This is a genomic window from Streptomyces sp. NPDC051133 (assembly GCF_040682635.1).
In the GTDB taxonomy this organism is placed as follows: domain Bacteria; phylum Actinomycetota; class Actinomycetes; order Streptomycetales; family Streptomycetaceae; genus Streptomyces.
On sequence record NZ_JBFBBK010000016.1, the window covers coordinates 1 to 12784 of the forward strand.

Below are 12784 nucleotides of genomic sequence, written 5' to 3' on the forward strand. Positions count from 1 at the left end.
CCTGCTGACCCCGTACGTCAAGGGCGGCAAGATCGGTCTGTTCGGTGGTGCCGGCGTCGGCAAGACGGTGCTCATCCAGGAGATGATCTACCGCGTCGCCAACAACCACGACGGTGTCTCCGTGTTCGCCGGTGTCGGTGAGCGCACCCGTGAGGGCAACGACCTCATCGAGGAGATGTCCGACTCGGGCGTCATCGACAAGACCGCGCTGGTCTTCGGCCAGATGGACGAGCCCCCGGGCACCCGTCTGCGCGTCGCGCTGGCCGGCCTGACCATGGCCGAGTACTTCCGTGACGTCCAGAAGCAGGACGTGCTGTTCTTCATCGACAACATCTTCCGCTTCACGCAGGCCGGTTCCGAGGTGTCGACCCTGCTCGGCCGTATGCCCTCCGCGGTGGGCTACCAGCCGAACCTGGCCGACGAGATGGGTCTCCTCCAGGAGCGCATCACCTCGACCCGTGGTCACTCGATCACCTCGATGCAGGCGATCTACGTCCCCGCGGACGACCTGACCGACCCGGCCCCGGCCACCACCTTCGCCCACCTCGACGCGACGACGGTTCTGTCCCGTCCGATCTCGGAGAAGGGCATCTACCCGGCCGTGGACCCGCTGGACTCGACGTCCCGGATCCTGGACCCGCGGTACATCGCCGCGGACCACTACAACGCGGCCATGCGCGTGAAGAACATCCTGCAGAAGTACAAGGACCTGCAGGACATCATCGCGATCCTCGGTATCGACGAGCTTGGCGAGGAGGACAAGCTCGTCGTCCACCGTGCCCGTCGCGTGGAGCGCTTCCTGTCCCAGAACACCCACGTCGCCAAGCAGTTCACCGGCGTGGACGGCTCGGACGTGCCGCTGGAGGAGTCGATCGCCGCGTTCAACGCGATCTGCGACGGCGAGTACGACCACTTCCCCGAGCAGGCGTTCTTCATGTGCGGTGGCATTGAGGACCTCAAGGCCAACGCCAAGGAGCTCGGCGTCTCCTGAACTCCCTGAGTTCGTCTGAGGGGGCGGGCGCGTCCCGCCCCCTCACTCACGCCCCTTAGAATTGACCCCAACACCCGGCACCCCTGCCGGGTGGTGACCCGAGGAGCCACCCTTGGCTGCTGAGCTGCACGTCGAGCTGGTCGCCGCCGACCGCCAGGTCTGGTCCGGTGAGGCCACCCTGGTCGTCGCGCGCACCACGTCCGGCGACATCGGCGTCATGCCCGGTCACCAGCCGCTGCTCGGTGTGCTGGAGTCGGGCCCGGTGACCATCCGTACGAGTGAAGGTGGAACGGTCGTCGCCGCGGTGCACGGCGGTTTCATCTCGTTCGCGGACGACAAGCTGTCCCTGCTGGCCGAGATCGCCGAGCTGTCGGACGAGATCGATGTCCAGCGCACGGAGCGGGAGCTGGAGCGCGCGAAGGCGGAGGGCGACGCCGCCGCCGAGCGCCGCGCGGATGTCCGCCTGCGTGCTGCGACGGCCCGCTGACCCAGTCGCGCGGTACGTTGACGTCACTCAGCCGCGGCCGGCCCGGAGCAATCCGGTGCCGGTCGCGGCTGAGGCAGATGTGGGTGTTTTTCCAGTTTCATTACTCAACGACAAGTGCAGTGCTACTGCCTGGGAGACGAGGAGGTCGGTGCCGATGGTCCTCGCTCTGACTGTGTGCGGGATCGTGGTCGCGCTCGTGGTGGTGGGACTGTTCCTGTTCGGGTTGCGCCGCAGGCTGATCCAGCGCTCCGGCGGCACCTTCGACTGTTCGCTGCGCTGGGACGTGCCCGAGAAACCGGACACCGGTGGCAAGGGCTGGTCCTACGGGGTCGCCCGCTACAACGGCGACCGCATCGAGTGGTACCGGGTCTTCTCCTACGGCTTCCGCCCGCGCCGCACCCTGGAGCGCGCCGCCATCGAGGTGGCGGGGCGCCGGCTGCCCGAGGGCGAGGAGGAGCTGGCGCTGCTGTCCGACGCGGTGGTCCTCGCCTGCACCCATCGGGGCACCCGCCTCGAACTCGCGATGAGCGAAGACGCGCTGACCGGATTCCTCGCGTGGCTGGAAGCAGCCCCGCCCGGACAGCGAGTGAATGTGGCGTAGCCACATTCACTCTCCCCCAGACGAAGCCGAGGGGGAGCGAATGTGGCTCTGATGTGCCCGACTACAGGTTGCTGCTGATGGCGTTCACCAGCTCACCGTTGCCGGTGTCGCCGCTGAACTCCCAGAAGAACGCACCGCCCAGCCCCTGCGACTTCGCCCAGCTCATCTTGGAGGCGATGGTGGCGGGGGTGTCGTACGACCACCAGTTGCTGCCGCAGTGGGCGTACGCCGTGCCGGCGACGGTGCCGGTGGCCGGGCAGGACGACTTCAGCACCTTGTAGTCCTCGATGCCCTGCTCGTAGGTGCCGGCCGCCGGGCCCGTGGCCGTGCCGCCCGGGGCGTCCTGGGCGACGCCGGTCCAGCCGCGGCCGTAGAAGCCGATGCCGATCAGGAGCTTGCTCGCGGGGACGCCGGCCGCCTTGTACTTGGCCATCGCGTCGGCGGTGGTGAAGCCCGCCTTCGGGATGCCGGAGTACGAGGTGAGCGGGGAGTGCGGGGCGGTCGGGCCCTGCGCGTCCCAGGCGCCGAAGAAGTCGTACGTCATCACGTTGTACCAGTCGACGTACTGGGAGGCACCTGTGTAGTCCGCGGACTCGATCTTGCCGCCGGAGGAGCCGTCGGCCGTGACCGCCGCGGTGACCAGGGCGGAGGAGCCGAACTTGGCGCGCAGCGCGGCCATCACGTTCTTGAAGGCGGCGGCCCCGCTGGTGTCGCAGGAGAGACCGCAGGCGTTCGGGTACTCCCAGTCGATGTCGATGCCGTCGAAGACATCGGCCCAGCGCGGGTCCTTCACCAGGTTGTAGCAGGACTGCGCGAAGGCGGTCGGGTTGGCCGCCGCCTGCGCGAAGCCGCCGGACCAGGTCCAGCCGCCGAAGGACCACAGCACCTTCAGGTTCGGGTACTTGGCCTTCAGCTCGCGCAGCTGGTTGAAGTTGCCGCGTAGCGGCTGGTCCCAGGTGTCGGCCACGCCGCTCACCGACTGGTCGGCGGTGAAGGCCTTGTCGTAGTCGGCGTAGGAGTCGCCGATGGCGCACTGGCCGTTGGTGACGTTGCCGAACGCGTAGTTGATGTGCGTGATCTTGGCGGCGCTGCCCGACGTCACCAGGTTCTTGACGTTGTAGTTGCGGCCGTAGATGCCCCACTCGGTGAAGTAGCCGAGCTTGACCTTGTCGCCGCTGGGCGGGGGAGTGGTACCGCCACCGGTGGTGTGCACCTTGACCGCGCCGCTGACCGGGCCGGTCTGGTCGGCGGTGTCGCGGGCCTGCACGGTGTAGGAGTAGTCGGTGCCGGCGGTGAGGCCGGTGTCGGTGTACGACGTCGTCGTCACGGTGCCGACGACCTTGCCGTCACGGAGCACGTCGTAGTTCTTGACGCCCTTGTCGTCGGTGGCCGCGCTCCAGGAGAGCTTCACCGAGGTGTCGGCGATATTGGAGGCGGTCGGGGTGCCGGGGGCGGAGGGGGCCGCGTCACCGGGGACGGTCGTGCCGTCGCAGCTGTCGCCGTTCAGCTTGCAGTTGGACGGGGAGCCGGGGCCCGCGCCGTTGAAGCCGAACGAGACGGAGGCACCGGGGGCGATGGTGCCGTTGTAGGACTTGTTCTTGGCGGTCCAGTGGGTGCCGGAGTTCGTGACGTCCGCGTCCCACGCGGAGGTGACGGACGTGCCGGAGGGGAAGTCCCACTCGACGGTCCAGGAACTGATGCTGCTGGTACCGGTGTTCTTGACGGTCCACTGACCGCCGAAGCCGGTACCCCAGTCGCTGGTCTTGGTGAAGCTCGCGGTCGCGTTGGTCGCGGCCTGGGCGGGACTCGCGAGACCGACGAGGCCGGCCAGGGGGAGCAACAGGGTCGCGAACCCTGCCGCGGCTCTGTGTCTGAAGCGCATGCTGCGCCTCCCTCGGTAGGGGTGGGTGACAGGGGCATGACTGAGCCTTCACGCCCACGGTGCTGCGAGAGTAGGAAGGTCTGGACCACGGGTCAATAGGTCTGGACCAATTCTCCTGTGCGGCCCCTGTCGTTCCCCCTAGATCTTCAACTCCTGCGCCAGTACGGCGGCTTGGACCCGGCTGCGCAGATCCAGCTTGCCCAGGAGCCGGCTGACGTGCGACTTGACCGTGCCCTCCGCCATCTCCAGCCGCTCGGCGATCTCCGCGTTGGACAGCCCCTGCCCGACGCAGGACAGCACCTCGCGCTCGCGCCGGGTGAGGCTGCCGAGGACGGCCGGGTCGGCCCTCTCCTCCCGCCGGGGCGCCGCGGCGAACTCGGCGAGCAGTCGCCGTGTGACGGCCGGTGCGACGATCCCCTCCCCGCGCGCCACCGTCCGCACGGCCTCCAGCAGACCCCGGGCGTCGGTGTGTTTCAGCAGGAACCCGGACGCGCCCGCGCGCAGCGCGCCGAACACGTACTCGTCCAGGTCGAAGGTGGTCAGCACGAGGACGTCCGCGAGCCGCTCCGCGACGATCTGCCGGGTCGCCGACACCCCGTCGAGGCGCGGCATCTGAACGTCCATCAGCACCAGGTCGGGCCTCAGCTCCCGCACCAGCTCGACGGCCCGCACACCGTCCTCCGCCTCCCCCACCACCTCGATGTCGGGCGCGCTGCGCAGGATGAGGACCAGCCCGGCCCGTACGGCGGACTGGTCCTCGGCGACCAGGACACGGATCACGGGCGGTCTCCTTCGGTTCCGGTGAGGGGAAGCGTGGCACGAACGCTCCACAGGCCGGCCACGGGCCCGGCCGTGAAGTCACCGCCGAGCAGCGCCGCCCGCTCGCGCATCCCGGTGAGACCGGAGCCCGAGCCGGGAGCACGCGGGCCGTCGCCGCGCCGGTAGGGGCTGGTGATCTGGACGTGCAGGGTGCGTTCGGCCTGTCGCAGACAGACCCGCACGGGTCCCGGTGCCGCGTGCTTGAGGGCGTTGGTCAGCGACTCCTGCACGATCCGGTAGGCGGCCAGCTCCACCGGCGCGGGCACCTGGCCGTGGTCTGCGTCGAGGCGGATGGTCAGGCCGTTGGTGCGGGCGCCCTCGACCAGGGTCGCCAGACCGTCGAGGGTGGGGGTGGCGGCCGGCTCCAGGCCGCCGCCGCTGTCGCGCAGAATGCCGATCAGGCGTCGCATCTCGGCCAGCCCGTCCACGCTGTTCTCCCGGATCACGGTAAGGGCGTCCCGCGAGGTCCGGGGGTCGTCGATCGACAGCGCGGCGGTGGAGTGGATGGCGATCGCCGACAGGTGGTTGGCGACCATGTCGTGCAACTCCCGTGCCATGCGTGCCCGTTCCGCGGTGACCGCCTGCACCCGGTCCATCTCCGCCAGCAGCGCGGTCTGTTCGGCGCGCAGCCGGGCGGTCTCGGCGGCGTCACGGTGGTCTCGCACCACCCATCCGGTCGCGGCGGGCGCCAGTGCGACGACCCCGACGCCCACACCGATCAGCAGCGCTGCCGGGTCGCGCCAGAGTGCGGCCGGTACGACCCCGCCGAGCACCGTCAGCAGCCCGGTGATCCACGGGATGCGGCGGGCGGATGCCGGGGTGCCGTACAGGACGGCCGCGTACATGAGGTCGGTGTACAGCACCACCGTGGCGATGTTGCCGACCGTCACCGTGTCGGCGGTCAGCGCGAGCGTGCCGACCAGCAGCGCGAAGCGGGGCCGGGTGCGGCGCAACGGCTCGCAGGCGGCCGTCACCGCCAGCGGCACCAGCGGGGCCCAGTGCGCCGCGCACAGCACGACCGGGGCCGAGGGCACGCGCGGATGGAGGCCGAGCGCCCACAGCAGCACCCCGCCGAGCAGTCCGCCCACGGCGATCCGTACGTCGTCACGGTGGGGGCGGGGGAGCGCGAGAGCCATGCACCCATCCAACACGGCCCCGCCGTGGCCGGCGTGGTCCCCGGGTACGGTCCGGGACTGCACCTTTCGTTTACCGCGGATTCGACCGCGCCGACGACGCCCCGCGCGCCGGCCGCCGGGAGCCTTGAGGGTGAGCGAGGGGAGCGAACCGTGATCGTCGGACTGGTCGTCGCCTGTGAGGTGGCGTTCTGGGTGCTGCTGGCGGCCGGACTGGCCTTCCGGTACGCCCTGCGGATGCCGCGCACCGGACTGGCGCTGCTGCTGTGCGAGCCGCTGCTGGAGGTCGTGCTGTTCGTCGTGACGGCGGTGGACCTGAGGAACGGCGCGCGGCCGGACTGGCGGCACGGCCTGGCCGCCGTCTACATCGGCTTCACCGTCGGGCTCGGCCACTCGACGATCCGGTGGGCCGACGCCCGGATCGCGCACCGCTTCGCCGGCGGCCCGCCCCCGCCGAAGCCGCCGCGCTACGGCACGGCCCGCGCCGTCCACGAATGGAAGGTCGCGGGCCGCTGGACACTGGCCTGCGCGGTCGCCCTCGCCCTGCTCCAGGCGGCCGTCTGGTACGTCGGCCCCGCCGGCGGCAGCGGCCCGCTGCGCCAGTGGCAACTGCGCCTGCTGTGGGTGATCGGCATCAACGTGATCATCGCCGGCAGCTACACGCTGTTCCCGAAGAAATCGCTCGACACCCGTGCGGACGCCGGGAGATCATCCCGGCGATGACACGCACGGACACGCCTCCCGCCTGGGACGAGCGCACCCAGCTGACCACCTTCCTCGACTACGTCCGCGCCACCGCGCGCGCCAAGTGCGAGGAACTCTCCGACGACGACGCCCGCAAGGCCCCGCTGCCCGGCTCGCCGCTGATGACCCTGAGCGGCCTGATCAGCCACCTGCGCTGGGTCGAGTACTACTGGTTCCGGGTCGTCTTCCTCGGGGAGGAGGACGAAGGCCCCTGGACCGACGAGGACCCCGACCGCGAGATGCGCATCGCCGTCGACGTCCCGCTGTCCCGGCTGCTCCAGGAGTACGCCGAGGACTGCGCCCGGCACAACGAGCTGATCGCCGCGCACGGACTCGACACCGGGGCCCGGCGCAAGCGGGACGACGGCAGCGCGCCCGACCTGCGCTGGATCCTGCTGCACCTCATCGAGGAGACGGCCCGGCACAACGGCCACCTCGACATCCTGCGCGAGATGGCCGACGGCCGCACCGGCGCCTGACCGCCGCCGGGCGGTCCTACCGCTCCCCGCCCGGCACCCACAGCACGTCCCCGACCTCCTTGTTCGCCGTGCGGGCCAGGATGAACAGCAGGTCCGACAGGCGGTTCAGGTAGGTCGCGGTGAGGGGGTTCATCGCGTCGCCGTGGACCTCCAGGGCCGCCCAGGTCGAGCGCTCGGCCCGGCGCGCGACCGTGCAGGCCTGGTGGAGCAGGGCCGCGCCCGGGGTGCCGCCGGGCAGGATGAAGGACCGCAGCTTCTCCAGCCGCTCGTTGAAGCGGTCGCAGTCCGCCTCCAGCTTGTCGATGTAGAACTGCTCCACCCGAAGCGGCGGGAACTCCGGGTTCTCCACCACCGGTGTCGACAGGTCCGCGCCCACGTCGAACAGGTCGTTCTGGACCCGGGTGAGGACCTGCACGACATCCTCGTCCAGGCCCCCCAGCGCGATCGCGGTGCCGAGCACCGCGTTGGCCTCGTTGGCGTCCGCGTAGGCGGAGATCCTGAGGTCGGTCTTGGGCACCCGGCTCATGTCGCCCAGGTTGGTGGTGCCCTTGTCCCCGGTCCTGGTGTAGATGCGCGTCAGATTGACCATGTGACCAGCGTAGTTACGCCCCGGCCCGGCGGAACACACGTGTGCCCACTGTCACGGTGACTCCCGCGAAGGCGACGGCGACGAGGGCGCCGTAGAGCATGTGCGCCGTGGTGTACCGGCCGACGTACGCGTCCCGCATCGCGTCCACCAGATAGCGGAACGGCACGAAGTGCGAGAGCACGTCCAGCCAGGCCGGTGCGAGGCTCATCGGGAGCATCAGGCCGGACAGCAGCATCGACGGCATCGACACCATGTTGATCAGCGGGCCGAACTCCTGCGGGGTGCGGACCCGCATCCCCACCGCGTACGACAGCGAGGCCAGGGAGGCGGTGAGCAGGGCGACGAACGCGAAGCCGATCAGGATCCCGCCGACCGGTGCGCGCAGCCCCATCACCAGCGCGGCCAGCACCAGCAGCACCGCCTGGAAGACGAACACCGTGGCGTCGCGCAGCACCCGGCCGAGCAGCAGGGCGAGCCGGCTGACCGGGGTCACCCGCATCCGCTCCAGCACCCCCTGCCCGTTCTCGAGGATGACCATGAACCCGGCGAACAGCGCACCGAACAGGCCGAGTTGCAGCAGCAGGCCGGGTACCAGCACCTGCCAGGAGCTGCCCCCGCCGCCCAGGGGCAGGCCGGTGAGCAGGGGGCCGAAGAAGACCAGGTAGAGCAGGGGTGTCAGCGCTCCGAAGAGCAGGGCGAAGCGGGAGCGCAGCGACTGGCGCAGATAGCGGCCGTAGACGAGGCCCGTGTCGTGAAGAAGCATCTGTCTCTGTGTCCTGTGGATGGGTCCTGTGGGTCCGGCGCGGTTACGGGTCTCAGACGGCCACGGGGGCGGAGTCGGCCGGGACCGGCCCGCGGCCGGTGACGGCGAGGAAGGCGTCCTGGAGCGTGGCGTCGAGCGAGCCGCCGTACGCCAGCTTCAGCGCGCCCGGCGTGCCCTCGGCGGCGACCGTGCCGCCGTCGACGATCACCAGGCGGTCGGCGAGCGCGTCGGCCTCGTCCAGGTAGTGGGTGGTCAGGAAGACCGTGGTGCCGTGCTCGTCGCGCAGCCGCCGGACCAGCGCCCACAGGTCGGCGCGGCTGCCGGGGTCGAGGCCGGTCGTCGGCTCGTCCAGGAACAGCACCTTCGGGCGGTGGGTGAGCGCCATCGCGATGTCCAGCCGGCGCCGCTGGCCACCGGAGAGGGCACCGGTCCTGCGGTCGAGCAGACCGGCGAGGTCCAGCTCGGCGGCCAGCTCCTCGGCGCGCCGGACCGCCTCGGCCTTCGGCAGGCGGTACATGCGGCCCTGGGTGACCAGTTCCTCCCGCACGGTGATCTGCGGATCGACCCCGCCGGACTGGGCGACATACCCGCTCACCGCGCGCACTCCGGCCGGATCCGTCGCCAGGTCGTGCCCGGCGACGGTGGCCGCGCCGCCGGTCGGCCGCAGCAGGGTGGTGAGCATCCGCAGGGTGGTCGTCTTGCCGGCGCCGTTGGGCCCGAGGAAGCCGAGGATCTCGCCTTCCCGGACTCTCAGGTCGATCCCGCGTACGGCCTCCACGGGCCCGGTCTTCGTCTGGAAGGTGCGGGCGAGTCCCGCCGCGCTGATGACTGCTGTCATGCCGACAGAAAAACAGAGTCCCCTAAATTTTGCAATGACCCCAAGTTTTCATCCGCTCCAGCGAAGATAGGATGCGGGCATGGCGGAAGGGCTGAGGGAACGGAAGAAGCGGCAGACCCGGCAGTACATCTCGGACGTCGCCACGGGGCTGTTCCTGGAGCGGGGCTTCGAGGCCGTGACGGTCGCGGAGATCGCCGACGCGGCGAACGTCTCCGTCAACACCGTCTACAACTACTTCCCGGCCAAGGAAGACCTCTTCCTCGACCGCTCGGCCGGCGTCGCCGACCGCCTCGCCCGCTGGGTCCGCGGCCGGCCCGAGGGGGAGTCGGCCGCCGCCGCGGTCCTGCGCGAACTGCGCGAGGAGGTCACGGCCGTCTCCCCGCGGATCGGCCTGATGCCCGGCTACGCCCGGTTCCGTCAGGTCATCGAGGACGCCCCCGCCCTGCGCTCCCGCCTGTGGGCCATCTCCCAGGAGGTCCAGGCCAACCTGGAACAGGCGCTGCGGGAGGAGACCGGAGCCGGCGACCACGACGAGCTGCCCCAGCTGATGGCCGGTCAGATCAGCTGGGTGCACGGCACGGTCATGGAGGTCATCGCACGCGAGATGGTCAAGGGCCGCGATCCGGGCGAGGTCTCGCGGGAGGTGCTCGCGCTGCTGGACGACATCGAGGACCTGCTGAGCGAGCCGGTCCTCGGCTATGCGGTGCGCACGGGTTAGCGGAAGGCTCCGCTGCCGACGGCCGTGACGAACGACGACCACGGGCCGCGTGCGACGAGGAGGACCGGGCCGTCGGGGGACTTGCTGTCCCGGACGGGGACGGCGGCGGGGATGCTGTCGCAGACTTCGAGGCACTCGCCGCCGCTCGTGTTGCTGTGGCTGCTCTTGCGCCAGGTCACACCGCTCAGGTCGATGTCTCGCACGGCATTTCCTCCAGCCTCCGCAGGATGAACTTGCGCGACTCCGCCGGGGACAGCGCGAGGTCGCGCATCGCATCGTACCTACGCTGCAGCAGCTCAACTGAGGAGTTTTCTTCGACAAGTTCGCCGCGCAGGTCGTTCTCGGAGTAGGCCACCGTGCGGCCGTCCGCGAGCCTGAGAAACATGACGGCGGTGTTCGTCAGGCCATGGGGCCCGGCGCTGAACGGCAGCACCTGGAGGGTGATGTTCGGGCGCTCGGATGCCTCCACCAAGTGCTCCAACTGCTCACGCCACGCTCCGGTGTCGCGCAGCGCCGTGCGCAGCACCGCCTCGGAGAGGATGACGCGGAACAGCGGAGGGTGCTCGGTCTCCAGCAGCTGGCGCCGTCCCAGGCGTGCCTCGATCTGCTGGTCCAGCTCATGCTCCTTGATCCAGCCCGCCGCGAGCGCCTCGCGCGCGTACCCGGCCGTCTGCAGCAGGCCCGGCGGCGCGCTCACCGAGTAGTGCCACAGGCTCACCGCCTCGGACTCCAGGACCATGTACCGCCGGTACTGCTCCCTGAACTGCGTCGGATCCCCCACGGCCAGCTCCCACATCGCCAGCAGCAGTCCCGGTGTGCCGTAGTACCGGTCCAGCGCCTCGGCGACCTCGGGGCTGCCCGAAGTCTCCCCGCTCTCCAGTTTCCTGAAGAGGGAGGGATCCCACCCCACCGCGTCGGCCAGTGCGCGCAGGCTCAGCCCGCGGGAGGTGCGGAGCCGGCGCAGCTCCTCCGCGTACCGCCGCCGGGGCTCCTGGCTGCGTCCCGTGACCACCCTTCGCGCCGGCATGGCCCACCCTCCATGGTCAATGTGGAGCGAATCGGACATGCAGCGTATGGCCCGGAACACACGCGGCGCCTCAACCCATCGGGTGAAAAAGGGGCCACGCGGACATCGTTCGAACGGCGCCGGAAACGAGCCCAATTGGGTGGCCCCCGCCACTGCCGGTGTGATGTCCGTCAGATGAGACGTGACGCGCATTACTTACCGCTCACACAGCCGCTCCGGAGCGCTATGGTCCGCCGAAGAAGCAGACTTGGAGAGCGTTCAAGGGAGTCGTCAGTGGCACGGAAGCTGGCCGTCATCGGCGCCGGTCTCATGGGGTCCGGTATCGCTCAGGTCGCCGCACAGGCGGGCTGGGACGTCGTCCTGCGGGACGTCACCGACGAGGCACTGAGGCGTGGCACCGACGGCATCAAGGCGTCGTACGACAAGTTCGTGAGCAAGGGCAAGCTGGCGGCGGACGACGCCGAGGCCGCCCTGGCCCGGATCACCGCGACGACCGACCTGGACGCCGCCGACGACGTCGACATCGTCGTCGAGGCCGTCTTCGAGAAGCTGGAGGTCAAGCACGAGATCTTCCGCGCGCTCGACAAGATCGTGCGCGAGGACACCGTGCTCGCGTCCAACACCTCCGCCATCCCGATCACCAAGATCGCGGCGGCCACCGAGCGCCCCGAGCGGGTCGTCGGTGTCCACTTCTTCTCGCCGGTGCCGATGATGCAGCTCGTCGAGCTGGTCCGCGGCTACAAGACCAGCGACGAAACCCTCGCCACCGCGCGGGCGTTCGCCGAGTCCGTCGGCAAGACCTGCATCGTCGTCAACCGGGACGTCGCGGGCTTCGTGACCACCCGCCTCATCTCCGCCCTCGTGGTGGAGGCGACCAAGCTGTACGAGTCCGGCGTCGCCACGGCCGAGGACATCGACCTCGCCTGCAAGCTGGGCTTCGGTCACGCCATGGGCCCGCTCGCCACCGCGGACCTGACCGGCGTGGACATCCTGCTGCACGCCACCGGCAACATCTACACCGAGTCCCAGGACGAGAAGTTCGCTCCGCCGGAGCTGATGCGCCGGATGGTGGACGCCGGTGACATCGGCCGCAAGAGCGGGCAGGGCTTCTACACGTACTGAGAACCACCCGTACGTACATACGCCGGACATTCACCCCGGGGGTATCACTCTCAGGGGTGAATTCGGTATCGGTTCGCTTACAAGCAGCAACCGCACCGGCACTCACACAGTCAGACGTTGCACAGCACCGTCACCGAGTACGCCAACCGCACTCAACGGGGAGCGCATATGTACATCAGGGGCGACCATGCCGAGCTGGTCGTCGGGGGCCGCCTCGACGTCCGCAGCGCGGCGGACGCCCGTACGGCCCTGCACTCGGCCGTCGACACCGGAGTCGGCGACCTGGTGCTCGACCTGTCCGAACTGGACTCCTGGGACGCCACCGGACTCGGTGTGATCATGGGGGCCCACCGGCGGGCCGGCCGCTGCGGTCGCCGTCTGGTGCTGCGCGGCGTCCCGCTCCAGATGCAGCGCCTGCTGGTGGCCACCCGGCTGCACCGCATCCTCGCCATCGAGGGTGGCATCGGAGTGGAGTCCCTCCCCAGGGTGTGACGCCGGGGTGTGACGCCGGGGTGTGACGCCCCGATCAGGTGTGAACCGGGCGACGGGGGAGACCCGGGCGCAGCCGCCGAACCGCCCGTGAAGGGCAAT

General features: G+C 70.1%; 16 protein-coding genes. 8 read left to right on the forward strand and 8 right to left on the reverse strand.

All coding sequences use genetic code 11. The features are described 5' to 3' along the window. The 3 genes from atpD to AB0N17_RS17995 all read left to right on the forward strand — a co-directional run. On the forward strand, positions 1-991 hold a 991-nt coding region (atpD, locus tag AB0N17_RS17985), incomplete at its 5' end, for a F0F1 ATP synthase subunit beta (RefSeq protein ID WP_366012295.1). A gap of 112 nt (positions 992-1103) precedes the next feature. Then, the gene (locus AB0N17_RS17990; protein WP_361255905.1) at positions 1104-1478 is read left to right on the forward strand and encodes a F0F1 ATP synthase subunit epsilon; all 375 of its coding nucleotides are present in this window, start codon (positions 1104-1106) and stop codon (positions 1476-1478) included. A 154-nt stretch (positions 1479-1632) separates the two neighbouring features. Next, positions 1633-2079: a DUF2550 domain-containing protein gene (locus AB0N17_RS17995; RefSeq protein WP_366012296.1), complete on the forward strand. Its 447-nt coding sequence runs from the start codon at positions 1633-1635 to the stop codon at positions 2077-2079. 61 nt (positions 2080-2140) lie between these two features. Here the strand turns inward: AB0N17_RS17995 and AB0N17_RS18000 are convergent, their stop codons facing one another. From AB0N17_RS18000 to AB0N17_RS18010, 3 genes are all read right to left on the reverse strand, one after another. Next, positions 2141-3961, reverse strand: a complete 1821-nt coding sequence (locus AB0N17_RS18000) for a glycoside hydrolase family 18 chitinase (RefSeq protein WP_366012297.1) — start codon at positions 3959-3961, stop codon at positions 2141-2143. Positions 3962-4099: 138 nt separating this feature from the next. After that, a complete protein-coding gene (locus tag AB0N17_RS18005; RefSeq protein WP_366012298.1) occupies positions 4100-4741 on the reverse strand; it encodes a response regulator transcription factor in 642 nt (213 codons plus the stop codon). Continuing rightward, a complete protein-coding gene (locus AB0N17_RS18010) occupies positions 4738-5916 on the reverse strand; it encodes a histidine kinase (RefSeq protein WP_366012299.1) in 1179 nt (392 codons plus the stop codon). The genes AB0N17_RS18005 and AB0N17_RS18010 overlap by 4 nt, the downstream gene beginning before the upstream one ends. A gap of 150 nt (positions 5917-6066) precedes the next feature. On the opposite strand from AB0N17_RS18010, the gene AB0N17_RS18015 reads away from it, so the two are divergent. Continuing rightward, on the forward strand, positions 6067-6636 hold the full coding sequence (locus AB0N17_RS18015; RefSeq protein ID WP_366012300.1) for a hypothetical protein: 570 nt from the start codon (positions 6067-6069) through the stop codon (positions 6634-6636). Beyond that, a complete protein-coding gene (locus AB0N17_RS18020) occupies positions 6633-7136 on the forward strand; it encodes a DinB family protein (protein ID WP_366012302.1) in 504 nt (167 codons plus the stop codon). Before AB0N17_RS18015 ends, AB0N17_RS18020 begins: the two co-directional genes overlap by 4 nt. Positions 7137-7152: 16 nt before the next feature. On the opposite strand, the gene AB0N17_RS18025 is transcribed toward AB0N17_RS18020, so the two are convergent. From AB0N17_RS18025 to AB0N17_RS18035, 3 genes are read right to left on the reverse strand one after another with little or no spacing between them, the layout of a single operon-like run. Then, positions 7153-7725, reverse strand: coding sequence for a cob(I)yrinic acid a,c-diamide adenosyltransferase (locus AB0N17_RS18025; RefSeq protein WP_366012303.1), 573 nt, complete (start codon positions 7723-7725; stop codon positions 7153-7155). A gap of 13 nt (positions 7726-7738) precedes the next feature. After that, a complete protein-coding gene (locus AB0N17_RS18030; RefSeq protein ID WP_366012304.1) occupies positions 7739-8488 on the reverse strand; it encodes an ABC transporter permease in 750 nt (249 codons plus the stop codon). Positions 8489-8540: 52 nt separating this feature from the next. After that, the gene (locus AB0N17_RS18035; protein ID WP_366012305.1) at positions 8541-9326 is read right to left on the reverse strand and encodes an ATP-binding cassette domain-containing protein; all 786 of its coding nucleotides are present in this window, start codon (positions 9324-9326) and stop codon (positions 8541-8543) included. Between the two features lie 79 nt (positions 9327-9405). Between AB0N17_RS18035 and AB0N17_RS18040 the strand changes: the two genes are divergently transcribed. Continuing rightward, positions 9406-10044 (forward strand): TetR/AcrR family transcriptional regulator, encoded by a 639-nt coding sequence (locus tag AB0N17_RS18040; RefSeq protein ID WP_366012306.1) that lies wholly within the window; start codon positions 9406-9408, stop codon positions 10042-10044. On the opposite strand, the gene AB0N17_RS18045 is transcribed toward AB0N17_RS18040, so the two are convergent. Both AB0N17_RS18045 and AB0N17_RS18050 read right to left on the reverse strand, forming a co-directional pair. Then, the gene (locus AB0N17_RS18045) at positions 10041-10247 is read right to left on the reverse strand and encodes a DUF397 domain-containing protein (protein ID WP_366012307.1); all 207 of its coding nucleotides are present in this window, start codon (positions 10245-10247) and stop codon (positions 10041-10043) included. The two genes, AB0N17_RS18040 and AB0N17_RS18045, sit on opposite strands and share 4 nt — an antisense overlap. Continuing rightward, entirely contained in the window at positions 10229-11071 is an 843-nt protein-coding gene (locus AB0N17_RS18050) for a helix-turn-helix transcriptional regulator (RefSeq protein ID WP_366012309.1), read from the reverse strand. Before AB0N17_RS18050 ends, AB0N17_RS18045 begins: the two co-directional genes overlap by 19 nt. A gap of 273 nt (positions 11072-11344) precedes the next feature. Here AB0N17_RS18050 and AB0N17_RS18055 point away from each other — a divergent pair, with 273 nt between their 5' ends. Together AB0N17_RS18055 and AB0N17_RS18060 are read left to right on the forward strand one after the other, a co-directional pair. After that, positions 11345-12193, forward strand: coding sequence for a 3-hydroxyacyl-CoA dehydrogenase family protein (locus AB0N17_RS18055; protein ID WP_366012311.1), 849 nt, complete (start codon positions 11345-11347; stop codon positions 12191-12193). 168 nt (positions 12194-12361) lie between these two features. Continuing rightward, on the forward strand, positions 12362-12685 hold the full coding sequence (locus AB0N17_RS18060; protein WP_366012458.1) for an STAS domain-containing protein: 324 nt from the start codon (positions 12362-12364) through the stop codon (positions 12683-12685). Positions 12686-12784 lie beyond the last annotated feature (99 nt).

Coding starts and splice junctions, on each gene's coding strand:
- AB0N17_RS17995 (WP_366012296.1), top strand. CDS start 1,633: ATGGTCCTCGCTCTGACTGTGTGCGGGATCGTGGTCGCGCTCGTGGTG.
- AB0N17_RS18000 (WP_366012297.1), bottom strand. CDS start 3,961: ATGCGCTTCAGACACAGAGCCGCGGCAGGGTTCGCGACCCTGTTGCTC.
- AB0N17_RS18010 (WP_366012299.1), bottom strand. CDS start 5,916: ATGGCTCTCGCGCTCCCCCGCCCCCACCGTGACGACGTACGGATCGCC.
- AB0N17_RS18020 (WP_366012302.1), top strand. CDS start 6,633: ATGACACGCACGGACACGCCTCCCGCCTGGGACGAGCGCACCCAGCTG.
- AB0N17_RS18025 (WP_366012303.1), bottom strand. CDS start 7,725: ATGGTCAATCTGACGCGCATCTACACCAGGACCGGGGACAAGGGCACC.
- AB0N17_RS18030 (WP_366012304.1), bottom strand. CDS start 8,488: ATGCTTCTTCACGACACGGGCCTCGTCTACGGCCGCTATCTGCGCCAG.
- AB0N17_RS18035 (WP_366012305.1), bottom strand. CDS start 9,326: ATGACAGCAGTCATCAGCGCGGCGGGACTCGCCCGCACCTTCCAGACG.
- AB0N17_RS18040 (WP_366012306.1), top strand. CDS start 9,406: ATGGCGGAAGGGCTGAGGGAACGGAAGAAGCGGCAGACCCGGCAGTAC.
- AB0N17_RS18050 (WP_366012309.1), bottom strand. CDS start 11,071: ATGCCGGCGCGAAGGGTGGTCACGGGACGCAGCCAGGAGCCCCGGCGG.
- AB0N17_RS18060 (WP_366012458.1), top strand. CDS start 12,362: ATGTACATCAGGGGCGACCATGCCGAGCTGGTCGTCGGGGGCCGCCTC.